Source organism: Selenomonas sp. KH1T6, from assembly GCF_900108415.1.
GTDB lineage: Bacteria > Bacillota > Negativicutes > Selenomonadales > Selenomonadaceae > Selenomonas_B > Selenomonas_B ruminantium_A.
The window spans coordinates 38368-61994 of sequence record NZ_FNWN01000003.1; the positions used below are offsets into that span (position 1 = coordinate 38368).

A 23627-nucleotide genomic window follows, 5' to 3' on the forward strand; every position below is an offset into this window, starting at 1 on the left:
GTGTATTGTACCATAGCGAGGAATATTAGGGAACCACAACTGAATCCTTCTAATAGTATTCTTATGTGGAAGTGTTATTATATGTTCGTATTTTTAATAATTGACAAGGAATGGAAAGGAGAGCGTTATGGGGGATTTTGGCAAATATGCTTGCCCTGAATGTGGCAGTGAAAATACGATGGCTATGTCTATGGTTTATAAACATGGCCATGCCTACAGGAAATCTGATAGGAAATACTGCTCTGGGCATAAGGTTGATGAGAACGGCAGGAAGGTTCCTGTCTTTGAAAATGTGACATACGGGGTCTATATGGAATCTGATTTGGCGGCAGAGTCGGCGCCTCCTGAGAAGCCGGAAGTGCCCAAGGAGGAGAAAACAGGCTGCCTGATGGGTGGCATGATTTTCCTGACGGCGGCAGGAATTGCAGTAGAACTGACCGCTGATATAGCTGCTCTTTTAGGCTGGGAGGGAAGTTTCAAGGCTGTGATGCAGGTTTTTGGTACATGGTGTGCCACTGCATGTGCCATTGGCTGGCTTATGGATAAAGTCTGGAGTTATATCAGCGGCAAAAAGTTTAGGTATGCCAGAGCAAAGGAGCAGTATAAAACTGATATGGATAGATACCATGAGGAGTATGATTATTGGACACATATGTATGTGTGTATGCGTTGTGGCAACAAATATTATATGGGAGAGGATTTTGAAGAGGCTGATGCTGTTTGAGTTCGCAGAAAGACATTGATATTAGAAACTTGCTCAGAGAGAATCGGGCAGAATTTGAAAAGATTTCAGCAATAGCATGAATGAATGGGTTGCCGCACATCAAGCAAATGTGCAGCAACCCATTTTTCGATATGTTTCACGTGAAACATCATCTCTTCCTGCTGGGGCAGTCCTTTTGGCCACAGCTTTGGCAGCCTTGTTTGCCAACGGCATCGCTGACCTGCTCAGGGCGGTATAGTCCGATGATGGCGGTGACGCTTTTGCGGGGGGAGAGCATCATGCTTTCCGTGAGGGTGATGCCTATTTCTGCCGCACAGGTCAGGGGCATGAACTCCTGCTGGGCTTCCAGGGGCCAGTCACCATAGCCGGGGGAGAACCGCCAGCGGCTGGCAAAGCCTTGGGCTTTGATCTTGGGGGAGAGCATTTTCTCCAGGGCATTGGCTGCTTCCTCCACTGCCTCCGTGGCGGCGGCATCCAGCAGCACGGAGTGGGCGTAGCGTCCTTCGTCGAAGTGCTGGGTGATGGCTTCTACTATATCGGGACCGATGGTGGCAGAGATGGCCAGCACCTTTTCGCAGCCGGCCAGATGTTTCTTGATGGACTTGCCCGTGAGGGCAAGTTCCACATCTGCCTTGATAACGCCTCGCTGGCAGTCGTAGTCATAGACGGCATAGGCACTTCTGGGGGAGATGAGCAGCAGGGCTTCCTGGGCTGCTTCCTCTATCATCTTCTCATCGAAATCCGCCCTGGCAAGACCTGCATAGCGGCGCACTTCGGACAGGTCCAGTTCTTTCAGGCTGGCATTGTAGATGGGCATAGGCATCCTCCTTTGCAATTCTGTGGCAGGTTATGTCTCTTAGTATACCACTTCTGCCAGTTGATGATATCGTTCTTTTTAGGCAAGCTTAGGTGAGCCGCCCGCCGTTATAAGGCAATTGTTCCAGTTTTGCCGAAGGCAAAACTTCCTCTTGGCCTTTCAACGAGGCGGGAGATATTAACTCGCCGCCTGTTAGTAAGTTACCGCCCCCACTTATAGAAGTGGGGGACATCTTGTACTCGTTATAGATTTTATTACCCGCTCCTTTCCTAAGTCAGGCCTCATTATCTTCTTGGCAGGAAAAAACACACTGCAAGGCGAAGATAACTGAAGAACAAATCATTCTGGAAAGGAAGGGGATTGCTATGAAACGCCTTATTATCCTGCTGACTCTTTTGGCCTGGTGTCTGGGCACTGTCATCGCAGCTGCCGCAGGCAATATCATAGGCAGTGTCTATCCTGCGCGTTTTGAGGATGGCAGTCAGTTGCGCGTGGCCAGGGGGGAAGGCAGCGGAGGTCTGATGTGGGATGTCAGCGCCCCCAAGCACGGCAAGAAATCTGCCGCGCCAGAGATTTGGCTGATTCGGAGCGACATAAATTTTGACGCCATTCCCTATGCTGCCGTTCAGAGATGGTATCAGGAAGGGATCATTCCTGAAAACCAACCCCTCTACTACACTAAGGCCGATGAAAAAGGTCATTTCGCCTTTGAGAATATCCCCCCGGCTGTCTATTATGTCCTGATTCTTGATCCCAAAGGGAAAGAAGCTTCACAGACACTGGCCGAGAGAAGCAACCGGGAAGAGTTGTGGGCAAAACTGCCAAATGTGACTGAATTTGAGTTTTTCACAGTGGGCACCAAGACCTGCCTGGTGGAAAAAGTCACCCTGCAAGAGGGACACACCGTCAAAATACGCCCGGGGATAATTTGAAAAATGATTAAACGGGGGAATGTTTCACGTGAAACATTCCCCCGTTTTTTACTCTGGTATCAGGATGGCTGCTATGGTTCCCACCAACATGAAGAAGGAGACCCCGAGGATGAAGAGGATGGGGCCACAGGCTGCCAGTTCCTTGAATTCCTTGAGGCGGGTGAAGAAGGAGACGTTCCTGTCCTGGTCTGATTTTACCCGTTCCAGCTTGCCGTCCGGGAAGACGCGGTGGAGGATGGGGTGGTTGTAGACCCTGATGCGGCCTACAGCCACCCAGAAAATCAGGCTGGCGGGCACGGAGAGAACCAGCCAGACGGCGAGGTAGCTGTAGTCTGCCGTCCCCTCAATATCCAGCGGAAAGGCCAGGATGGCAGGCAGGAAGTTGAAGACCAGCAGCAGGAGCAAAGTCTTGAAGATGCGCCCCGGGGGGTAGAAGGCAATCTTTACCGGCACTGTCTCGCCGTTCACTGGCTCGGTGAAGACGGCCTGGGGGGTGGTATCTTCTATGGTGTTTTCTCCTTCTGTCACTGTGAGCTTGCTCTGGACGCGCTCGGCCCGGCTCTTTTTGGTCTTGAAGATCACCCGCCGCCATTCTTCGCCCCGTCCATCGCTGAAGGCAGTGAAGAAGATCAGGCCGAAGACCACCATGGACATGAGTCCCACGTATGGCTCCCAAAGGGCCAGCAGGCCGCCGACCAGCAGGGTCAGCAAGGTGGGCTCAATGAGCCAGGACAGGACTTTTTCCTCCTTCTCCCTGGAGACAGCCACCCGTCCTGTCTGGCCATTCACCACTGCCAGTACAGGGCCTAAAGAGAGGACATAGACAGGCAGCAGGGCAGGCAGCCGCAGGATATTGCCTGCCTGCATACGCATGATGATGCCTGTAGTCTGCAGCTCTTTCTCTGCTTCGGGACGGAAGCCTGCCTCCACTTCCTCCAGTACCCTCTTCTTCAGGGCTTTGGCACCGATATCCGAGAGCTTCACCCTTTGGCCAGCCAGGAAGGAAAATTCAAAGGGGCGGGAGGCGGTCCATTCAAAGGGCTCCATGGCATCAAGCACCAGATTGTCCAGCTGTTTAGAAGTATTCACGGCGATGCCGTTCAGGAAGCCTCCGCAGTGGTACTTCTGTCGGAGAAGGTCTCCATGCGCTCTACTTCGGCAGTGACCGGTCCGCGGATTAGCTCGTAGGGGAGGTAGTAGCCCCTGAGTTTATCAATGGCACTGAGCACTGTCCGTGCTTCTTTTTCCTTCTGATTGGCATTGGCCCATTCCTGCAGCCTTTCCCTGGCCTCTTCCTCTGTCAGCACGAAAGGAATGATGACTTCCGGCAGCTCATCTGACTGGGCAAACTCCCGGCGTACAAATTTGCCGCCGCAGAACTCGCAGTTCCCAGTGGCCTCCCCGGCGGGTATCATGACCTCTGCCCCGCAGTTGGAGCAAACGTGCAAGCCCTCGGCAGAGTTTTCTTCCGCGAAAAAGCTCTTCCGATGGGCATCCCGCCACTGTCCCAGCTTTTGTACCGGTTCCCTGATATCTGTCCGGGCCCCGCAATATTTGCAGTGGTAGTCCTGCTTCACAATGTCGTAGACGGCAGGCGCCCCGCAGGAGGTGCAGTAAATGGCTAAGGGATGGTTGTTTTTATGCATGCTTCCATCACTTCCTTACAGAAAAATACAGAAACTTTTCGGCAGGTTTTCTCTTGAACTCACTTCGTCAAAGTTTTGGGTATTCCTGCCTGGCAAGTGAGACCGGGGGGAGGAATGGAGGGTTTTATGTAGAATAGAGGAGTGTGACACAATTCTGGAAGGAGGTTTTTTCATGAACAACAGATATATAAAAAAAATGACGGGAGCTGCTTTGGCTGCTAGCCTGCTGGTAGGCGGCGGTGGATTCCTGCCCCAGGGAGTTATGCCTCTGCCTGTCAGCTGTGTGGCGGTGGCAGAGGCTGCGGCGGTGAATCCGGCGGATGCTTCTGGTTTTGTGGTGCTGGCAGACGTGGTGCCGGATGTGATACAGGAAATCCGCTACTACTCCACCTATAATTTCGTAGGGGACAGGATTCGCGGCTATGAGGAGCCCGTGGCCCTGATGACCAAAGAAGCGGCCTTTGCCCTGAAGGATGTGGCAGATGAGCTTAGGGAAAAAGGATATCGCTTGAAGATCTTCGACGCTTACCGTCCCCAGATGGCCGTGGACCATTTCAAAGCCTGGGCGGAAAACCTGAAAGATACCCGCATGAAGGAGTATTTTTATCCTGACCTCAATAAGGATGTGCTCTTTGAGCAGGGCTATATCGCTGCCTACTCCGGCCATAGCCGGGGCAGCACGGTGGACCTGACCCTTTTCGATATGAATACCGAAAAAGAAGTGGATATGGGCGGTACCTTCGACTACTTCGGCGAGCGATCCCACCCGGACTTCAAGGGGGACCTGACTCCCGAGCAGCTGAAGAACCGCCGCATCCTGCAGCAGGCTATGTTCCGTCATGGTTTCAAAGGCCTTGATACGGAATGGTGGCATTTCACCCTGCGCAATGAACCATATCCTGACACTTATTTCACCTTCCCCAGCGGCAAGGCTTCTGTGCAGGAGGCTGTGGAAGTTGTCTACAGTCCTGCCTGGGTGGCGAAGCTGCCTGCCGCCTCCACTGCCAAACAGATGGTAGTAGTGGGAGGCGTAGCCCCTCAGTCTGCCTGGATTTCTATGCATGAGAAAGACAGTGACGGCAACTGGGTGCAAGTGCTTTCCACTCCCGGTTTCATTGGCAGGGAGGGCCTGGGCAAGACAAAAGAGGGGGATGCCAAGACCCCTGTGGGCACTTACCACTTCACCAAGGCTTTCGGCATTGAGAAAGACCCGGGATGCAAGCTGCCTTATACCCAGGTAGATGATAATATCTACTGGTCAGGGGACAGCCGCCCTGGCATGCACTACAACGAGATGGTGGACATCCGCAAGCTGCCCAATCTGAACAAAGAAGACAGCGAGCATATTGTGGACTACAATCCCCACTACCTCTACTGCCTGAATATCAGCTACAATGAGGAAGGAAAGCTTGGTGCAGGCTCTGCCATCTTCATGCACTGCTTCGGCGTGAACAAGCCCTACACAGGAGGATGTGTCTCTCTGCCGGTAGACAAGATGCGGGCCCTTATGCAGAGGGTAAAACCTGACTGCGTGGTAGTGATTGACACTTTGGAGAATCTGGGCGGGAAGTTCTAAGGACCAAACTGACAAGCGAAATGAAGGCAGCCCTGCAAATGTTTCACGTGAAACATTTGCAGGGCTGCTGTGCATCTTCCTGCCGGTTGTTGCAGATGGGAATAGATGGTAAAATTGTATTTAGCTAGATTGTGTAGATTATAAAGGAGAGTTTATCATGGAAAATACGACCGAGAGAGCCGAACTGGCAGCAGAATTAAAGAAAAAGCATAACTGCGCTCAGGCAGTGATGATGGCCTTCAAGGATGAGATCGGCATGAGCGAGGAGGACCTGCTGTCCCTGGGCTCCGGCTTCGGCAGCGGCATGGGAGGCATGGAGGCCACCTGCGGAGCTCTCTGCGGTGCTGCCATGACCATTGGCTGGCTGAACAAGAGCGGCCAACCCACCAAGATGATGACTAAGGAAATGCTCACGGAGTTCAAGGAACAGGCCGGCGCCACCATCTGCAAAGAGCTCAAGGGCGTGGGCACAGGCAAGATGCTCTGTTCCTGCGATGATTGCGTGAGGATTGCCACTATGGCGGTGGAGAAGCGACTGTAAGTTTCTTTCATAAACTGATGTTAGAATGAATGTTGTGCTGAATTGCTCACTGTGGCCAATAGTATTTTTCTTTCACTTGAGACCTGTGGAAATGGGGTATTGATTTGCATAAAAGATTATTAGGAGCGTTGACGGCTTTTTGCCTGGGGGCTATGACCATGATGCCGGCGGCTTCGGCGGCTGAGGTGAACGTCAAGGGGCCGGGGGCTGGGAAGAAGATTGTCTACATTCCCATCGACAACCGTCCCGTGAATGACAGCCAGACGGTGGAGGTGGCGGAAAAACTTGGGTATAAGGTGCTGGTGCCGCCCAAGGAGATGCTGGGGGGCATCAAGGATTACGGGCACCCGGAAGAGCTGCTGAAATGGCTGGAGGAAAACTCTCCGGGGGCGCAGGCGGCGGTGGTGTCTACTGATGCCATGCTCTATGGCAGTCTGGTGGGCTCCCGCAAGCATGACCTCACCGCAGAGAAAATCATGGAGCGGGCGGAGGCCTTGAAGACTTTTCATGAGAATCATAAGCGTCTGCCCCTCTATGCTTTCGGTACAATTATGAGGACACCACGGGGCGCGGCTTATTCCAGCGAGGAGCCGGCTTATTACAAGACCCACGGTGACCAGATTTTCGCCTACACCGCCCTGTTGGATAAGGAAGAAATGCAGGGGCTTTCCCGCAAGGACAAGAAGCAGCTGGCGCAGCTCAAGGCTGAGATTCCCGCTGAGTACCTGGATGACTGGCTCCAGCGCCGGGCCAGGAATTACGATGCCAATGAGCGTTTCATGACCATGGCTGAGGCTGGTGTGTTCAACTATTTCCTGCTGGGCTGCGATGACAGCGCCGTGCCCTCCCAGACCCATCGTGAGAGCCGTCATCTGGAAGAATTGGGGGAGACCTTGGGCAAGACACGCTCCGTGGTCACCTCCGGGGCAGATGAGCTGGGCATGCTGATGGTATCCCGGGCTATCCATGATAATCTCCGGGATGTGCCCTTTGTCTATGCGGAGTATGCCAAGGGCAAGGGGGCTGAGACTATCCCCACCTATACCAATGAAAAAATCGGCGATTCTGTGGAAAAGGCCATTGCGGCCCTGGGGGGCATACCCGTAAATGATCCCAAACGGGCCGACCTGGTACTGCTGGTCAGCACCAATCCAGACGGCAAGACCTCAGAGGCCAACTTTCCTGTGAATACGACGAAATTCCGCAAGGGGACCAAAGACTTTGTCAAAAAGGTAAATGACTATGTGCAGAAGGGGTATCCCGTGGCCGTGGCAGATATTGCCTATGGCAATGGCGCTGATAATGCCCTGCTGGAAGGCCTCAGGAAGGACGGCCTGCAGTTCCGCCTGCAGGGCTATGGCGGCTGGAACACCGCCACCAACAGCAGCGGCTTCCTTTTGGGAGCTGCTTCTCTGGCGAATAAGATGAGCAAGGACGATGTAGCTGACCTGCTCTTTACCCGTTATGTGGATGACTGGGCTTACCAGGCTAATGTCCGCCAGCAGGTGGCCAATATGCTGGGCGGCTGGCCGGGTGAAGGGGGCTATGGCAAGCTGGATGCGAAACTGGAACCTGCCCGGGAAAAGACTGCTGCCCTGCTGAAGGATTTCCTGCAGAGAAACCTCTGCTTCCCCTGGGGGCTGAAGGTGCAGGAAGTGCAGGTGGATTTCCCCTGGAACCGCATGTTCGAGTGCGATGCCAAAGTGGTGCTGAAGGATGAGGATAAGCGCTGAGAAGGCAAGCGTGTTCCTCAACTGAAGCAGATGTTTAGGAAAGTATACAGTATTTCATCAAAAACGGCTTGACTTAGACTGTTTTTGTATAGTATCATAGCAACATAATTTCCGGCACAAGCAAAGGCGCTTGACGGGGAGCCAAAGGAGGCTCTCTGTCAGCGCCTTTTTTGGGCCGTGATATACATATAGACGCGGCAAAGGAGCCGACGGACAGGGGAGATGCCCTGCCTGTCGGCTCCTTTTGCCTAAATGACTGAATGACTGAGTGAAATGGGAGGGGTTATCATGAGTGCGAATCATGCAGGGGTAATTACGGCGAAGGCGCCGGAAGTCCGGGAAGAAAATCTGACACGGGTGCTGAAACCAATTCATCTATGGGCGCTGGCTGTGGGGCTGGTGATATCCGGCAACTACTTTGGCTGGAGCTACGGCTTTGCCGCTGGCGGCGTCATGGGGCTGGCTTTGGCCCTGATTCCGGTGACAATTTTCTATGTGACTTTTATCCTGTCCTATTCAGAGCTGGCTACAGCCATTCCCCATGCAGGCGGTCCTTCCGCCTATGCCAGGCGGGCTCTGGGGAAGTTCGGCGGCTATGTGAACGGCATCAGCTGTCTCATTGAGTTTGTCTTTGCCCCTCCTGCCATTGCCCTGGCGGTAGGCGGCTACGTCCATGCTCTCATTCCCGCCATTGATCCGTTGGTGGCTACAGTGGCCGCCTTTTTCTTCTTTATTTTCCTTAACTACCTGGGCATGAAGACTTCGGCTGTATTTGAGCTGACGGTGACGGTCATCGCCCTTGGCGGCCTGGTCCTCTACTGGCTGCTGGCTGCGCCGCATTTTGAAATGGCCCGGGTCATGGCCGGTCCCATGCTGCCCAACGGCTGGGACGGGGTCATGGCGGCAGTGCCCTTTGCCATCTGGTTCTATCTGGCCATTGAAGGCGGCGCCATGAGCGCTGAGGAGATGGTTGACCCCCAGAGGGATATTCCCAAAGGTTTCCTGAGCGGCATGGCAACCCTGCTGGTGATGGCGGTTTTCACCCTGTTCCTGACGGCAGGCATCGGCGATACTGAGGCGGTGGCGGGAGTGGACTTCCCCCTGCCCATGGCTCTGAGCGCAGCCTACGGTGACGGCTCCCTGCCGGTGCTCCTCATGAGCGGCATTGGCCTCTTCGGCCTGGTGGCTTCCCTCCATGGCATCATCGTGGGCTATTCCCGCCAGACTTATGCCATGGCCCGCACGGGCTATCTGCCCAAGTTTCTTTCCCGACTTGATCCGAAGCACAAGACCCCTGTCTGGGCGCTGGTGCTGCCCGGGGTGGTGTGCCTCATAGCGGCTCTCACGGGTCTGACGGACATGGTCATCACCATTGCCTGCTACGGCTCCGTCATCATGTATCTCACCAGCCTCGTATCTCTCTTTATCCTGCGTCACAGGGAGCCGGAGCTGAAGCGTCCCTTCAAGGTGTCCTCCATGGCCATTCCTGCTGTGAGCCTTATCCTGGCTGTGTTCTGCCTGGTGAGCCTGCTGCTGGCTTCCAGCGAAGTGCTGCCCTATGTGGCAGGCATCTATGTCGTGGCGGTGGCTTATTACTTCCTGTACGCCCGCAGGCATATCCGTCCCTTTGAGGAGGAATTCGGCGTGTTGGATGCTCTGGATGAAAAAGCCTGAGAAAGGCCGGAGGTGATAAGATGTTGCTCAGAACAACCCTGTTTGGGGAAAGATATAATTTCCGTGATGTGAAGGATGTGCTGGCCAAGGCCAATGAGGAAAAGTCAGGGGATATGCTGGCAGGCATCGGGGCGGCCACAGCTGCGGAGCGGGTAGCCGCCAAGGCAGTGCTCTCGGACCTGACGCTGGAGGACTTGCGGAATAATCCCGCCGTGCCCTATGAGGAGGATGATGTGACCCGGGCCGAACAGGATGCAGTGGAGGAGCTTCCCTATCGCAGGATAAAGTCTATGACGGTGGGGCAGTTCCGTGAATTCCTGCTGGCCGCTTCCACGGAGGAGATAGCTTCTATCCGGGGCGGACTGACTTCGGAGATGGTGGCAGGGGCAGCCAAGCTTATGAGCAATCTGGACCTGGTTTACACTGCCAAGAAGATGCACGTGGAGGCAACCTGCAACACCACCATCGGCAGGCCCGGCACTCTCTCCACCCGTCTCCAGCCCAATCACGCCACTGATGACCCGGCGGGCATTATGGCCTCGGTGATGGAGGGCATCAGCTACGGGGCAGGGGATGCAGTCATTGGTCTGAATCCTGCCGTGGACAAGCTGGAAAAGGTGGCAGAGATTCTCAGGGAGTTCAAGTCCTTTATGGAGGAATGGGAGCTGCCCACCCAGAACTGCGTGCTGGCTCATGTCACTACTCAGATGAAGATTTTGGAAAAGCAGGCGGCTCCCGTGGACCTGATGTTCCAGAGCCTGGCAGGCTCGGAGATTGCCAATCGGGCCTTCGGCATTGACGTGGCCCTGATGGATGAGGCCTACGCCATCATGAAGGAAAGAAAGAGCTCCAAGGGGGAAAACTTCATGTACTTCGAGACAGGGCAGGGCTCGGAGCTGTCCTCGGATGGCCACAACGGAGCTGATCAGGTGGTGATGGAGGCTCGCTGCTATGGCTTTGCCAAGCGTTACAAGCCCTTCTTGGTGAATACAGTGGTGGGCTTCATCGGTCCTGAATACCTCTACGACGGCCGCCAGATGATCAGGGCGGGGCTGGAGGACCATTTCATGGGCAAGCTCACCGGCCTGCCCATGGGATGTGATGTCTGCTATACCAACCACATGCGGGCGGACCAGAACGATCTGGAAAATCTGGCAGTGATGCTCACTATGGCAGACTGCAACTACATCATGGGCATCCCCGGCGGTGATGATGTAATGCTCATGTACCAGACCAGCAGCTACCATGACGGGGCGGCTCTGCGCCGTCTCAGCGGCAAGCGCACTATTGCAGAATTTGACAGGCGCATGCAGGAGCTGGGCATCTTTGACGAGGCAGGTCATTTGACAGCCGTGGCAGGCGACCCGTCCATCTTCATGGAAGGCTATCTTGCCAAAAGGAGGAGTGCCGTATGAAGGAGAGCATGGCCAGAGATATATCAAGTGCTGCCATCAAGGAGGCAGTGGGTATAGAGAATCCCGTGAGCCTTGAGATGGTGAAGATGCTCAAGGGCTATACCAACGCCCGGCTGGGCATCGGCAGGGCGGGGGACAGGATGCGCACCGCCTCCCTGCTGAAATTCCGGGCCGACCATGCGGTGGCCCAGGATGCCGTGTGGACACCCATGGAGGAAAAGGTAGTGGATGCCCTGGGCTTCTACAAGATACAGACTTTGGTGCAGGAAAAGGAGGAATATGTCCGCAGGCCCGACCGGGGCAGGCTTATCTCGGAAGAGACCGCAGCAGCCCTGCGGGAGCATTGCAAGCTGGGAGCAGATGTGCAGCTCTTGGCAGCAGACGGCCTCAGCGGTTTTGCGGTGAATGCCAACCTGAGGCCCATGTACCACGCTCTGGTGAAGGGCTGCGAGGAGCGGGGCTGGAGCTTTGGCACCCCTGTTTTCATCCGCTATGGCCGGGTGAATGTGGCGGACAAGGTCAGCGAGGCCCTGGAGATTCCCAAGGTCACCATCCTGCTCATCGGCGAGCGCCCAGGGCTGGCCACCGGGGAGAGCATGAGCGTCTATATGGGCTATCAGTCCACCTCGGAAAAGCCCGAATCCCATCGCAATGTCATTTCCAACATATATACTGAGGGCACACCACCGCTGGAGGCGGCAGAGCAGGTGCTGGAACTGGCTGAGCTTTACATGAAGGAAAAGAAGAGCGGCGTGGAACTGAACTACAGCATATCATAAGGAGAAAGTGAAATGGATTTTTCGGAACTTGCCATACCCCCCGGAAGCCTGGGGGTCTTTGAAGGACAGGCCATGAAGCTCATGGCAGCCTGGGGCGGAGAGGAGGAAATGCGCCCCTGCCATCTGGTCTTTGCCGCTGATAACGGCATTTTGGAAGAGGGAGTGGGCAAGTATCCTCAGGAAGTCACGACCCTGCTGGCTCAGAACGTGGCAGAGGGCAAGGCGGCGGTGAGCTGCTTCTGCGCCTGCAACGGTATTCCCTATGAGGTGATAGATGTAGGTCTGGCTTCCCAGGAACAGGTGGGGCGAAACCGCAAGGTGCGGCTGGGTACCCGCAATTTCCTGAAAGGACCTGCCATGACAAGGGATGAATATGCCAAGGCTCATCAGGCAGGCAGGGAGGCCGTGAGAGAAAAAGCCCTGCTGGGAGTAAATGTCTTTTCCTTCGGGGAAGTGGGACTGGGCAATACCACCACTTCCGCCGCCGTGCTCTGCGCCCTCTCCGGGGTGGCCCCGGAATTTGCCGTAGGCTACGGCGCCAATCCCGGCTGCCATGATGTGCTGATGAGAAAGCGGCAGGTGGTGGCAGAGGGAATCCGCAAGCACAGCCAGTTGATGGATTCTCCCCAGGATATCATCCGTTGTGTGGGAGGCTATGACATCGCCGCTTTGTGTGGAGCCATGGAGGAATGCGCCGCGAGAAACATTCCCTTCCTGCTGGATGGCTTCATCACCGCCGTGGCCTTTGCCTGTGCGGCGAAGAACAATCCCCAGGTCAGCCAGGTGGCCCTCTCCTCCCACCTCTCCCGGGAACCAGGCATGAAATATGCGTTGGAACTGGGAGGCCTCAAGGCAGAGGATGTCCCCCTGCAGGCTGGCCTGGCTTTGGGAGAAGGCATAGGTGCTGTCCTGGGACTGACCATCCTGAAGACCATTCTCTACACCGCCCGCCACATGGGCAGGATGGAGGAAATCATGGGGAAGATGGCGCAAAGCTGCTAAGGAACTGCTATAAAAGGAAGTCCTGCAAATGTTTCACGTGAAACATCTGCAGGACTTTTCTTGTGCCCACCTATATAGAAGGAAAAAACAACCCTCCGGAGAATATCTCTAGCAGGATGAATTGCAGGGGAGGTGAGGACGTGAAGAAGTGGAATCAGTTCAAGCTGCTGGGGGACGGGGACTTCCTGCGGGCTTATGCCAGGGAGCATGACCGCTTTATCTGTCCCTATGACCTGCTGACGGGCTCGGATATAGGCTTGTTTGAGAATCTGGAAGCAGCGCGGAAGGAAGAGCAGTATCTTATCTGCGCCATGAAGGATGTGAAGCTTGGCTCCGCCAAGGGGGAAAAGCTTTACAAGATTGCGCCCCAGGGCTTGTACAAGAATGTCTTTGCCTGCAGTGCCGCCACCTATGAAGATGCTCTTGAGCTCTGGAACAGGAAGATGCAGCAGACGGCGAAAAACCTGCTGAAGCCTATTCCCCAGCGCTTCCTGGCCATGGAAATGGAAGGCATCTTCATCAATGTGCTGGGCTGGGGGCTGTTCGTCCTCATGCTGGGGTTTATTCCCTTTGTATATGAGTTCCTGAAGGAAAATGTCCTGCTGATCATCTTCATCCTGCTCTGCAGCAATCTGGAGCACCTCTTCATGAGGTCCTACGGGGAGGAAATACCCCGCCGAACACTGGACTTATGGGCTCATCCTCCCAAAGATAAATTTTCCGAAGGAGTCTACGGGCAGATGCTGGGTGAGTGGGAAGACCTGAAGGAGCGCCACGCCAGAGCCCTGCCCTATTACCTGCTGTGGAAGCGGGGGCAGCTGCGCGGGGCAGTAGAAGAAGAGGAGGCCGCTGAGCCGGAGCCTGTACCAGTACAGTCAGAGCCTGACTACCGGGATTACTGCCGTGAAATCAGGACCAGGCTGAAAGAACAGCTCAAGGCCATAGAGGAGCAGAGGTCGAAAATCTCCGACAGGAGCGTGAGGCGCTATGTGGAGGATATATTGAAGGTTCTGAAGGAGATACAGCGCGCCGTTTCCCTGGGGGCATCGGATTCCCAAGTCATAGGTGCCAGAAAAGTAGTGACCTACTGGAACGAAGAAACCCTTTCCCTGCTGGAAAACTACTTGCTGCTCTCCGGCAATTCCTCCCAGGAAGCCCAGGACACCCAAAGCAGCATTGCCGGCCTGCTCCATGAGATGACCCCAGTCTACCGCCAGGAACTAGGCCGTCTTACCGCTGGACGTACGTTGGAGATAAAGGCATCCATGGCGGTGTTGCAGAAGGAGATAGAGGAGACTCTGCACATGGGGAAGTGAAACATGCGCAATTGAAAGTAATGTATAGTTGATGAAATTTACTGCGAATGATAATACTCCTTACGAAGCAGCAGGCTGCTTTTGCAAGTCTTGAAAAAAACTTCGAAGTAGCCTTTTGGCGGGCCATGAGCCTGCCAAAAGGCAATGGTCCGCCTGTCAATCTTGTTGCAGGGGCCAAGAACCTTTTCATCATCGTTCGAGGCCAAAAGGGAATAGTTGATGGGCAGGAATGTACACCCATCCGTCCATCCAAGAACTGGAGGTAGTGTATTATGGGTAACTCATTTGCAATCCCGATGTCCAGACGCAGTTTTATGAAACTGATGGGTCTGGCAGCGGCCGGGACTGTTCTGGGAGTCAAGGGGGATGCCGCAAAAGCAGAGGCTGCTTCGCCAACGATATCTACGATGGATTTCGATAATGCGGAGCTTCCCGTACTCTTTGATGCCGATGTCTGCGTGGTTGGTGGTGGCGTAGCGGGGACTGCGGCTGCTGTTACCGCTGCGCGAAAAGGAGCGAAGGTTGTTCTTGTGGAGCGAGGCATTTCCCTGGGGGGACTGGCCACCTTGGGCTGTGTTTTCCCATGTATGGCTACTTATTGCTATGACAGCGATACGCCCTACATCACGGATCTGAACAAACGCATGGAAAAACAGGGGGTGCCGCCGCTCCTTGGAGTGGATACTGACTCCTATTTCGGTGGTGGCAGAGGACAATATGTGCCTGAATATCTTTCTTTTGTCTATGATGAAATGTGTGAAGAGGCGGGGGTAGATATCCTTTACAACACTTCATTGGTGGGGGCGGTGACTGATGGAGGAAAGATTGTCTCCTGTGTTGTCCAGACCATTGAGGGACTGGCAAAGATACAGGCAAAGACCTTCGTCGATGGCACGGGAGACGCATTGCTTTCACGGTTTGCGGGCATTCCTGTGGAAAAAGGCTCGGAAAAGACAGGACGCAACCAGCCCATGAGCCTGCGTTTTGAAATGGGCGGCATTGATATGGGCAAGCTCTATCATCAGTTCATTATAAAGGGGGTAAAAGAGAGAGGTCCTTTCGACAAACTGGCAGAAGACACTCTGAGGAAGAAAGGCCGGCCATTCCTTCAGTTCTGGAAGTGGAAACAGAACGAGAAATTCTTCCAGGACGGTGTTGCCCGGGGTGAACTGACCGAGGATGATATTGTGTATATTCAGGCGTTTACGATTACCGGCAAACCCACCGTATTATCCATGAACTGTCCTGAGATGCCGGCACTGAACTTCAGTGCTACGGATACCGTCTCATACAGCAGGGCTGTGACCTTCGGCCGGAAGATGATGCACCGTCTGGCAGGATTCTTCATCAAGAACGTCCCCGGTTTTGAGAAGGCCTATATCAGCCGCGAAGCAAGTATGGTGGGAGTTCGGGAATCATGGCGCATCCGTGGTAAGTATTACATGACAGATAAGGAATATACCGATGCCAGGCATTTCCACGATGCAGTGGCTCGGACGGCGTATCCCATCGATATCCATGATGTGAATCTGGACCTCAGCAAAAAGCTGAAAAAGGGCGAGTATTATGAGATTCCCTATCGTGCCTTGGTGACCAACGAGATTTCCAATCTGCTTGTGGTGGGACGCTGTGCAAGTGGCAGCTTCGCCGCTCAGGCTTCCTTCCGTATCCAGCCTACCTGCATGAGCATGGGCGAAGCCGCAGGCATTGCAGCGGCTTGGGGACTTTCCAGGGGAATCCCGGTGAATGAAGTCAAATGGGAAGAGATTCCTGAGGAAACGCGCAGTTATGTAAGTAAATAATCGCTAAACTTGAACAGCTGCAACTTGGTGAAAAAAGCAGGTGTCCCATTCCTTGCATAAGGATGGAATACCTGCCCTTTTTCAATATGTCCTACCTGCCATTTGTCTTGCGTGTGCCGGTTTCCACATAGCCTATAGCTTCCACCAGAAAATCCCTGGCGGTGCCGTCGGAAATGCGGGCGGTCTTTTGATGGGCAGTGAATTTCTCGTTTTTCTCCTTTAGTTTTGCCAGCAGTTTTTTCACTTCCTTCGGGTGATTTCCGGAGCGATGCATCTGCAGAAGCTGCAGTGCCTGCAGGTCTGCCCGGGCCAGCTCTCCGAACAGGTTCAGCTGAGGGGCGCATTCCTTTCGGATGTCCTTCGGAAGGCCTTTTTGCAAGTGGACGGCGACATCGTCCATGGCTTGGAATCGATGGCGGAGCTCAAACCAGTCGAGCTCGGCTTCGGTGCCGCCTGCTGCCCAATGCTTCCAGAGATCGTCCATTTCACGGCGGAGCGCTGCGGCATCCTGTGGCCCGCAGTGAGCCCAACTGTTCTCCATGCGCTGGGAATGGGAGGCAAAGAGTTCCATGTCCGCAGCCAGTTCGCCATACTGTTCTTTGATGGCGCGGGACCATGCAGCTTCCGGTGCGTAGTGTTCGGGATCATGCGCGTACTCCGCTCCTGTGGCAAGGGCGATCTTGGAAAGGCGTTCATGCTTCATGGGATTGAAGAACAGGGCCGGCAGCTCTTCCTTCTTCGGCAGGTTCACGATTGGCCCCAGGGCGAGTTTTGCCTCTTGGTAATCCGTTACGGGATAGTTCCACCATACGCCGAGCCTGCGGCCATAGAGTCCGTCAGCCTGTTCCAACTCCCTGTCGGAGATGCCCTCTGTTACAACGCCGTTCCCGGTGTAAAGCACCGTCACGTCCGGGGAAAGAGCCTCGGAGAAGGTGCGGGTGTAGGGCTTGGGATTCTTTCCTGCCACCATGTCCTCATAATAATATTCCGTGGGGACGGCAATGAAGGGAGGGACATCTTCATGGGCCGCGCGGAACTCCTTCTGGATCTCATTGATGAATTCAGCCTGATTGCGGGCATCCTCTGCATCCACGGAGCTTTTTTCCGTCATGCCCTTTATGTCATCAAAGAAAATGGCAAAGCGGCGTATTCCCAGGTCATGTACAGCTTCCAGCTTCTTCAGCATTATCTTTCGGTCTGCCGTGCCCTCCGGCCCGTCATAATGCAGATCCTGTCCAGGGGATATCGCAAAGATTAGCTCCACGTGGTGTTTGTCTGCCGTTCGTGCCAGTTCTGCCAGTTTTTTCTGCTGGTTTTTGGGGTAGGGTTCCCGCCAGCGGTCCTTGTGATAAGGGTCATTCTTAGGGGCGTAGATATAGGCATTGAGGCCCTGGTCCCCACAAAATTCCAGCATATCCTGACGATTTCTGTGGCTCCAGGGAGTGCCGTAGAATCCTTCCACTACGCCGCACAAGGGAATGGGAGAGGCATCTGCGCCGGATGCAGGAAATGCCATGAACAGCAGTCCTGCAAGAAAACAAGAAAACAAATAAAACATACTGTCACCTCCAGAAAAGATGGTACTACGTTTAACAAGTATATCACAAATTTGGGAAAGAGAAAATTTGTATGACGAGATTTGCAGGAATTTTGAGTCGGAGTTTCTGACAGAAAAGATCCGTTAGGAAGGCGCATTGTGGAAATATCTTTAAAGATGAATAGATTTGGTAAGGATGTTTTACTGAACGGCAGATATTGCGCAGGGCTTTTCGGCTCTGCGCCAGTTTGCAGGAATTGTGAGGTTAAATTGAGGAATATAGAAGGGCAAAGCAGGAGGAGTGAGAAGCATGGTACAGATGATAAGAACAATAACACTATGTATGGCTATGCTGTTATCGGTTGGTGTTTGTGCAGCAAATGGCAATGAAAATTAAAATTTTCAAATCGTATGATGGCGATAAATTGATAGAGGAAATACAACGATACTTATCCCAAAACAATCTTTAGAGGAGTGAGAAAAATTAACAGGAGCAAAAAAATCTTTTGGAGTCTGTGTATCATACTTCTGCTATTGTTGGTGGGAGCAGGTTATTTTATAGGCAGCGGTTTCGTGGACTATGCTCTGCTACGTGACAATCCAGGGGATCCCACGGCTATACCTGAAGCGGCAGCAGCGATTGTGGAGCCGGGTTTGGAGGCTCCAGCTAAACCACAGGCAGAAAATGAACAATGGACGATAACCTCCCAGGATGGCCTAAAGCTTGTGGCAACCCATTTTTCACCAGATAAGCCCAGCAGGCTTTGGGCCATCCTGGTGCACGGATATGGACGCAATCAGAGCTATGTCTGGGATTATGCAGCTGAGTACATAAAGCGAGGCTACCATGTACTGACGCCGGATTTGCGTGCTGCCGGATTAAGTGAAGGGAAATATCTTACCATGGGGGTAAAAGAGAGCAATGATATCGTCCTTTGGGCAAAAGAGATTGCCCAGAAGGATGAAACCGCGCAGATTGCCCTGCATGGGATTTCCATGGGGGCAGCCACGGTGATGATGACTACGGCCAAACATCCGCAAAATGTAGTGGCAGCCGTTGAAGACTGTGGCTATACCAGTGCCTATGATATGTTTACGGTGCAGCTGGAGAAACTGTTTGGCCTGCCGGAGTTTCCCGTGATGAACTGTGTGGATATAGTCAGCCGCATGAAGACAGGGGCCGCCATTTCGGATGCAGCGCCTTTGCGCAGTGTTGTCCATACCGAGGTGCCCATGCTGTTCATACATGGCGATGCCGATAAACTGGTGCCCTGTGAAATGATGGAGAAGCTATACGCCGCCTCATCAGCCCCTGCCAAGGAGAAATTCATCGTGGCTGGAGCAGGACATGCCGATGCCAAAAAGACTGTACCCCAGGAGTATTTCCAAAGGGTATTTGACTTTTTGGAAACATATATGAGGCCATAGCCACAGAGAGGGCGATAACTTCATCGCAAGTGGACGATGAAGTTATCGCCCTGTTGTTTTGATTTACGACAGCAGAAAAATGGAGAGAAAAAAGCTGCATAGTAAAACAAGGGCAGGCAGGAAAAATGAACATGTAGATAGAATATTATCTGCGTATTGATGTAGTGTGATAGAGGTGCAGCGGAGGTAGGTTTATGGAGAAATCATTTGCAATCCCAATATCCAGGCGCAATTTCATGAAGCTGATGGGCCTGGCCGCAGCTGGAACGGTGCTGGGGCTCAATGATAATGGGGCAAAAGCAGCGGCTGCTTCTTCCATGATACAGACGATGGATTTCAGCAATGCAGAGCTTCCCGTGCTTTTCAATGCGGATGTCTGCGTAGTCGGCGGCGGTGCGGCTGGCACGGCGGCTGCTGTCAGCGCCGCCCGCAAAGGGGTGAAAGTTGTCCTTGTGGAGCGTGGCATTTCCTTGGGCGGACTGGCCACCCAGGGCTGTGTCTTCCCTTGCATGCCTACCTTTGTGGATGGCAGTGATACGCCCTATATCACGGATTTGAACCAGCGCATGGAAAAACAGGGGGCCTCGACCTCCCTTGGCATAACTACTAATACCTATTATGGCGGCGGCAGGTCACAATATGTGCCGGAATATCTTTCCTATGTCTACGATGAAATGTGCGAAGAGGCTGGGGTAGAGATCCTCTACAATGCTTCCTTGGCAGGCACCGTGACCAGCGGGGGGAAGATTGTCTCTTGTGTAGTCCAGACCCCGGAGGGGCTGGCCAGCATACAGGCAAGGACATTCATAGATGGCACGGGAGATGCATTGCTTTCACGGTTCGCGGGGGTTCCTGCGGAAAAAGGCTCAGAAACGACGGGACGGAATCAGCCAATGAGCCTGCGTTTTGAAATGGGCGGTATTGATGTGGACAAGGTTCACAAATTCTTTACTAAAGCTTTGAAGGATGACTATTCAAAGGACCTGAAGGAGATTTTCGATAAGGCCTTGAAGGAGAAAAGAGCACCGTTCTTTGAGTTTGCGAAGTGGAAAAAGAATGAGACATTCTTCAAGGATGGTGTGGCCCGGGGCGAGTTGACAGATGATGATATCCTGTACATCCAGGCTTTTGCGATTCCGGGCAAGCCCACTGTAATGTCCATGAACTGCCCGGAGATGCCACCGCTGAACTTCAGCTCTACAGATGCAATATCCTACAGCAAGTCTGTGACCTTCGGCCGGAAGATGATGCGCCGTCTGGCCGGATTCTTCATCAAGAACATCCCCGGCTTTGAGAAAGCCTATATCAGCCGCGAAGCAAGCATGGTGGGTGTACGGGAGTCCTGGCGTATTCATGGTAAATACTATATGGATGCTGAGGATTACTTGAAGGCACATCATTTCCCCGATGCTGTCTGCCGTACGGCATATCCCATTGATATCCATGATGTGAAGCTGGATCTCTTCAAGAAGCTGGAAAAGGGACAGTATTACGAAATCCCCTACCGTGCCTTGGTGACCAACGAAATCTCCAACCTGCTGGTGGTGGGGCGCTGTGCCAGCGGCAGCTTCGCTGCCCAGGCTTCCTTCCGCATCCAGCCCACCTGCATGAGCATGGGCGAGGCTGCAGGCATTGCTGCCGCCTGGGGGCTTTCCAAAGGGATTCCGGTGAGTGAAATCAAGTGGGAAGAGATGCCCGAGGAAATGCGCAGTTATGTGAGCAAATAAAAGGAAAAGACTAGGGAGGTCATTATCATGCAAAAGAAAAAAATCGTGACGGCTTTTGCCATTGCTGCATTCAGCTTCGGCTTTGGCTTTGGTTCCATGGCCCATGCGGAGTTCCGTCCTGCCAGCCCAGAGGCCCTGGAGACCCATACCGGTACGCCGGTGGGGCCTGGCCAGGATTCGGCAGAGGATAAGCTGCCTGCTTCCCAGCGTTTTGTAAGCTCGGAAGCCATTCAGTCGAAACTGTCATATCAGCTTTGTCTGCCGCGCTGGTATGATTCCAGCAAGTCTTACCCCCTGATTGTGGTAATCAATGATGTGAACGGCGAGACGGATGGCAAGGCCCTGCTGAAGCAGCCGGACGGTGTCAGCGCCTGGGTGGACGAACTGGAGAAAAACCAGCAGTATGTAATCGTGCTGACTATTCAGTCCACGAAAGATAGCGAGGCACAGATTGGGCGCCTGTCCAGTCCGACTGGCATGGAGGTCCTTCGGGGACTCTTGAAGGATGTCCGCAATAACTATGGCGTCAACAAGGATGCCATTTACGGCATAGGCGAGAATAAAGGCGCCTGGGCTGTCCAGCTCATTGACGAAGAACTGCCCAGCTATTTCAAGGCAACTTACCTTGACGAGAATACAGCAGATGGTCAGGCAGATAACAAAGCCATTCACGATTGGCTGATGAAGCAGTTGTCGTAACGTTCGACGATTCCAAAGACATGGTATCTAAATCATTGAACCCCCATTTGAAATGGGGGTTCGTTGACTTTTACTGGTCGCGATGACAAAATCTACAGCATCCCGCCCTAGATATTCCCATGCCGTACCTAAACTGTGCATCATACTAAAGACTCGCGGCTGGAGATTATACCCGGGGCAGCTCATGCCATGCTTATGGAGCTCCCGTACTATAAGCTGTTTCGTGAGAAAGTTACGGAGTTTTTGGTAGGGGAAGAAATGAATATGGAGGTAGTAACTTGATGATTGAAGGAGCAGAATCATTCTTTCTCCCCGGAGATGGCAAAAAGAAAGCCGTGCTTTTGGTGCAGGGGTTTGCTGGCAATACCGCCGAGCTTTGGCCAATGGGGAAATTTCTGGCAGCCAAAGGATATGCAGTGCTTGCGCCAAGACTTCCCGGGCATGGCACAAAGGTAGAAGACCTTCTCCGCACCAATGCTGATGATTGGCTGAATGCTGTACGGGATGGTTATAATGTCCTGTGTGGCCTGGATAGAGATATTGTAGTAATCGGCGCCTCCATGGGAGGAAGCCTGGGGCTTATTTTGGCAGCGGAAAAACAGGTAAAAGGGGTGGTCACATTAGCGGCTCCTATTTTCATTGCCCAGGAACAGGGCATTTCTGCCCTGCCCCCCAAGGAAATGCTGACATCTTCAGATTTCACCCCTGAGAATAAACGGAACCTGGTGAATGTTCCCCCGGCCGCCAATTTGATTTATGATAAAATTCCCCTTCTTTCTGTTTATGATCTTCTTGAAGTTATAGAGCGCAGCAAAAATTGCCTGCCCAAAATTACAGCTCCGTCCTTAATCATTCATGGGAAAGCCGATACCATGGCATCAGTTGAAAGTGCCCCCTATATCGGCGAGCATATTGGCAGCAGCCGGAAGGAAGTGGCTTTACTTGATGGAGCAGAGCATCTGCTTCCATTGATGGAAGGTCGGGAGGCTGTTTTTGAGAAAATAAGCAATTTCTTAGATACGCTTTGATTATGAACTTTAGACGTGGTGGTAACTGTTCAGTCTTCCAAGAGGGGGGACTGAACAGTTACGATGGAAGGAGCATATAGATGGAAAAGAAAGACTTTGTCAGTGAATTGCCAAGAAATGAACAGGTGGTGCTTCACGAACATGCGCCACTGCCGCCGCGTTTGATTTATAATATCATCAGGGAAGAAGGGGAGGCAGAACTGGCTCGTCCTCTTCAGGCCTTGGCTTTTTCGGGATTGGCTGCCGGCATTTTGGTTTCTTTTTCCTTTTTGTTTCGCTCCATTTTTCATATGCACATGGGAGCCTCTCCCATGGAACCGCTGGTGTCCTGTTTGGGATATACCGTAGGATTCATCATCGTCATTCTGGGACGTATGCAGCTGTTTACGGAAAATCCCATTACTACCATAATTCCGCTTTTAAGCGAATGGTCATGGACACGCTTTGGTGAGGTAGTCCGCTTATGGGCCACAGTATTTTTCTTCAACATTGTAGGTACGGCCATAGCTGCTGCCTTTTATTCCAGTCCCTATACCCTGTCACCTGAAATCGAAGCAGCAATGCATGATGTAGCCGTGAATGTGATGAAACTGAACCCCATAGAAAATATTTTGCGCGGTATTCCGGCAGGGATTCTTATTGCTGCCATAGTGTGGATTTCTCCCCAGACGAAATATTTTAGGTTTGTCATGATTATGTTCCTGGTCTACTTTATCGCATTGGGAGATTTTGCCCATGTAGTGGTGGGTTCCTGCGAAATGGCCTATGTAGTTATGGCAGAGGAAGCGGAGTTCTTCGATTACTTATTCCGCTTCCTTATTCCCTGCGGTTTTGGCAATATTATTGGCGGCACAGGTATTTTTACGTTGTTGGTTTACTATCAGGTAGCCAAGGAACTGAAGGTTGAGAAAAAAAGAAGAACTCGCAAGTGATAGCAGGATAAAAATAATATCTCCCGCCTCGTTGAAAGGCCAAGAGGAGGTTTTGCCTACGGCAAAACTGGAACAATGGCCTTATAAGGGCTTTCGCCTGGTATCCCGGGCAGAGTTGAAAAAACAATACCCAACGCTATCAGAGGAGGTTTTGGAAATGGCGTATAAATAAATTGAATTATAGGTGGAAAACGAATTTTCTAGGTGTATGTCTACCTGGCTACATTTGAGGCCACTAAAAAATGGACCGTGCCGATAAGGAACTGGGGGAAGGTAAGGGGAGAACTGTCAATAATGTACCCTGATAGACTGCCAGCTT

General features: G+C 53.0%; 20 protein-coding genes. 16 read left to right on the forward strand and 4 right to left on the reverse strand.

All coding sequences use genetic code 11. From position 1 onward, the window contains the following. The first annotated feature begins 190 nt into the window (after positions 1-190). The gene (locus BLW59_RS02865; RefSeq protein ID WP_139283512.1) at positions 191-724 is read left to right on the forward strand and encodes a hypothetical protein; all 534 of its coding nucleotides are present in this window, start codon (positions 191-193) and stop codon (positions 722-724) included. Between the two features lie 148 nt (positions 725-872). Here BLW59_RS02865 and BLW59_RS02870 read toward each other — a convergent pair whose 3' ends face one another. Then, positions 873-1541: a vitamin B12 dependent-methionine synthase activation domain-containing protein gene (locus BLW59_RS02870; RefSeq protein WP_074696022.1), complete on the reverse strand. Its 669-nt coding sequence runs from the start codon at positions 1539-1541 to the stop codon at positions 873-875. A 365-nt stretch (positions 1542-1906) separates the two neighbouring features. On the opposite strand from BLW59_RS02870, the gene BLW59_RS02875 reads away from it, so the two are divergent. Next, positions 1907-2473 (forward strand): hypothetical protein, encoded by a 567-nt coding sequence (locus tag BLW59_RS02875; RefSeq protein WP_074696025.1) that lies wholly within the window; start codon positions 1907-1909, stop codon positions 2471-2473. 48 nt (positions 2474-2521) lie between these two features. Here the strand turns inward: BLW59_RS02875 and BLW59_RS02880 are convergent, their stop codons facing one another. Together BLW59_RS02880 and BLW59_RS02885 are read right to left on the reverse strand one after the other, a co-directional pair. After that, positions 2522-3562 carry a hypothetical protein gene (locus BLW59_RS02880; protein WP_074696027.1) on the reverse strand — a complete coding sequence of 347 codons (1041 nt, stop codon included), beginning with the start codon at positions 3560-3562 and terminating at the stop codon, positions 2522-2524. A gap of 11 nt (positions 3563-3573) precedes the next feature. Next, positions 3574-4119 (reverse strand): hypothetical protein, encoded by a 546-nt coding sequence (locus BLW59_RS02885; RefSeq protein ID WP_074696030.1) that lies wholly within the window; start codon positions 4117-4119, stop codon positions 3574-3576. A gap of 172 nt (positions 4120-4291) precedes the next feature. On the opposite strand from BLW59_RS02885, the gene BLW59_RS18080 reads away from it, so the two are divergent. From BLW59_RS18080 to BLW59_RS02935, 9 genes are all read left to right on the forward strand, one after another. Next, complete coding sequence (locus BLW59_RS18080; protein ID WP_074696033.1) at positions 4292-5695, forward strand: M15 family metallopeptidase; 1404 nt, start codon at positions 4292-4294, stop codon at positions 5693-5695. Between the two features lie 157 nt (positions 5696-5852). Then, a complete protein-coding gene (locus BLW59_RS02895; RefSeq protein WP_074696035.1) occupies positions 5853-6236 on the forward strand; it encodes a C-GCAxxG-C-C family protein in 384 nt (127 codons plus the stop codon). A 104-nt stretch (positions 6237-6340) separates the two neighbouring features. After that, the gene (locus BLW59_RS02900; RefSeq protein ID WP_081348351.1) at positions 6341-7969 is read left to right on the forward strand and encodes a DUF4127 family protein; all 1629 of its coding nucleotides are present in this window, start codon (positions 6341-6343) and stop codon (positions 7967-7969) included. Positions 7970-8257: 288 nt separating this feature from the next. Next, complete coding sequence (eat, locus tag BLW59_RS02905) at positions 8258-9643, forward strand: ethanolamine permease (protein WP_074696037.1); 1386 nt, start codon at positions 8258-8260, stop codon at positions 9641-9643. 20 nt (positions 9644-9663) lie between these two features. Further along, positions 9664-11058 carry an ethanolamine ammonia-lyase subunit EutB gene (locus BLW59_RS02910; RefSeq protein ID WP_074696039.1) on the forward strand — a complete coding sequence of 465 codons (1395 nt, stop codon included), beginning with the start codon at positions 9664-9666 and terminating at the stop codon, positions 11056-11058. Then, positions 11055-11837 (forward strand): ethanolamine ammonia-lyase subunit EutC, encoded by a 783-nt coding sequence (gene eutC, locus BLW59_RS02915; protein WP_139283513.1) that lies wholly within the window; start codon positions 11055-11057, stop codon positions 11835-11837. Before BLW59_RS02910 ends, eutC begins: the two co-directional genes overlap by 4 nt. Before the next feature lie 12 nt (positions 11838-11849). Then, the gene (locus BLW59_RS02920) at positions 11850-12839 is read left to right on the forward strand and encodes a nicotinate-nucleotide--dimethylbenzimidazole phosphoribosyltransferase (RefSeq protein ID WP_074696041.1); all 990 of its coding nucleotides are present in this window, start codon (positions 11850-11852) and stop codon (positions 12837-12839) included. A 140-nt stretch (positions 12840-12979) separates the two neighbouring features. After that, positions 12980-14155, forward strand: a complete 1176-nt coding sequence (locus tag BLW59_RS02925) for a hypothetical protein (protein WP_139283514.1) — start codon at positions 12980-12982, stop codon at positions 14153-14155. Positions 14156-14469: 314 nt separating this feature from the next. Next, the gene (locus tag BLW59_RS02935) at positions 14470-15957 is read left to right on the forward strand and encodes an FAD-dependent oxidoreductase (RefSeq protein WP_318258258.1); all 1488 of its coding nucleotides are present in this window, start codon (positions 14470-14472) and stop codon (positions 15955-15957) included. A gap of 91 nt (positions 15958-16048) precedes the next feature. Here BLW59_RS02935 and BLW59_RS02940 read toward each other — a convergent pair whose 3' ends face one another. Then, positions 16049-17473: a protein O-GlcNAcase gene (locus tag BLW59_RS02940; RefSeq protein ID WP_175463340.1), complete on the reverse strand. Its 1425-nt coding sequence runs from the start codon at positions 17471-17473 to the stop codon at positions 16049-16051. Between the two features lie 594 nt (positions 17474-18067). On the opposite strand from BLW59_RS02940, the gene BLW59_RS02945 reads away from it, so the two are divergent. The 5 genes from BLW59_RS02945 (at position 18068) to BLW59_RS02965 (ending at position 23308) form a co-directional block, all read left to right on the forward strand. Next, entirely contained in the window at positions 18068-18922 is an 855-nt protein-coding gene (locus BLW59_RS02945) for an alpha/beta hydrolase (protein WP_318258259.1), read from the forward strand. Positions 18923-19116: 194 nt separating this feature from the next. Continuing rightward, a complete protein-coding gene (locus tag BLW59_RS02950) occupies positions 19117-20649 on the forward strand; it encodes an FAD-dependent oxidoreductase (RefSeq protein ID WP_318258260.1) in 1533 nt (510 codons plus the stop codon). A 27-nt stretch (positions 20650-20676) separates the two neighbouring features. Next, a complete protein-coding gene (locus tag BLW59_RS02955) occupies positions 20677-21348 on the forward strand; it encodes a hypothetical protein (protein WP_029542372.1) in 672 nt (223 codons plus the stop codon). Positions 21349-21629: 281 nt separating this feature from the next. Then, positions 21630-22376 (forward strand): alpha/beta hydrolase, encoded by a 747-nt coding sequence (locus BLW59_RS02960; protein WP_318258290.1) that lies wholly within the window; start codon positions 21630-21632, stop codon positions 22374-22376. Between the two features lie 80 nt (positions 22377-22456). After that, a complete protein-coding gene (locus BLW59_RS02965; RefSeq protein WP_029542368.1) occupies positions 22457-23308 on the forward strand; it encodes a formate/nitrite transporter family protein in 852 nt (283 codons plus the stop codon). Positions 23309-23627 lie beyond the last annotated feature (319 nt).

What these genes read in the sequence shown, in the direction of transcription:
- BLW59_RS02865 (WP_139283512.1), top strand. Translation starts at nt 191, where the DNA reads ATGGTTTATAAACATGGCCATGCCTACAGGAAATCTGATAGGAAATAC.
- BLW59_RS02870 (WP_074696022.1), bottom strand. Translation starts at nt 1,541, where the DNA reads ATGCCCATCTACAATGCCAGCCTGAAAGAACTGGACCTGTCCGAAGTG.
- BLW59_RS02875 (WP_074696025.1), top strand. Translation starts at nt 1,907, where the DNA reads ATGAAACGCCTTATTATCCTGCTGACTCTTTTGGCCTGGTGTCTGGGC.
- BLW59_RS02885 (WP_074696030.1), bottom strand. Translation starts at nt 4,119, where the DNA reads ATGCATAAAAACAACCATCCCTTAGCCATTTACTGCACCTCCTGCGGG.
- BLW59_RS18080 (WP_074696033.1), top strand. Translation starts at nt 4,292, where the DNA reads ATGAACAACAGATATATAAAAAAAATGACGGGAGCTGCTTTGGCTGCT.
- BLW59_RS02895 (WP_074696035.1), top strand. Translation starts at nt 5,853, where the DNA reads ATGGAAAATACGACCGAGAGAGCCGAACTGGCAGCAGAATTAAAGAAA.
- eat (WP_074696037.1), top strand. Translation starts at nt 8,258, where the DNA reads ATGAGTGCGAATCATGCAGGGGTAATTACGGCGAAGGCGCCGGAAGTC.
- BLW59_RS02910 (WP_074696039.1), top strand. Translation starts at nt 9,664, where the DNA reads ATGTTGCTCAGAACAACCCTGTTTGGGGAAAGATATAATTTCCGTGAT.
- eutC (WP_139283513.1), top strand. Translation starts at nt 11,055, where the DNA reads ATGAAGGAGAGCATGGCCAGAGATATATCAAGTGCTGCCATCAAGGAG.
- BLW59_RS02920 (WP_074696041.1), top strand. Translation starts at nt 11,850, where the DNA reads ATGGATTTTTCGGAACTTGCCATACCCCCCGGAAGCCTGGGGGTCTTT.
- BLW59_RS02935 (WP_318258258.1), top strand. Translation starts at nt 14,470, where the DNA reads ATGAAACTGATGGGTCTGGCAGCGGCCGGGACTGTTCTGGGAGTCAAG.
- BLW59_RS02940 (WP_175463340.1), bottom strand. Translation starts at nt 17,473, where the DNA reads ATGGCATTTCCTGCATCCGGCGCAGATGCCTCTCCCATTCCCTTGTGC.
- BLW59_RS02950 (WP_318258260.1), top strand. Translation starts at nt 19,117, where the DNA reads ATGGAGAAATCATTTGCAATCCCAATATCCAGGCGCAATTTCATGAAG.
- BLW59_RS02955 (WP_029542372.1), top strand. Translation starts at nt 20,677, where the DNA reads ATGCAAAAGAAAAAAATCGTGACGGCTTTTGCCATTGCTGCATTCAGC.
- BLW59_RS02960 (WP_318258290.1), top strand. Translation starts at nt 21,630, where the DNA reads ATGATTGAAGGAGCAGAATCATTCTTTCTCCCCGGAGATGGCAAAAAG.
- BLW59_RS02965 (WP_029542368.1), top strand. Translation starts at nt 22,457, where the DNA reads ATGGAAAAGAAAGACTTTGTCAGTGAATTGCCAAGAAATGAACAGGTG.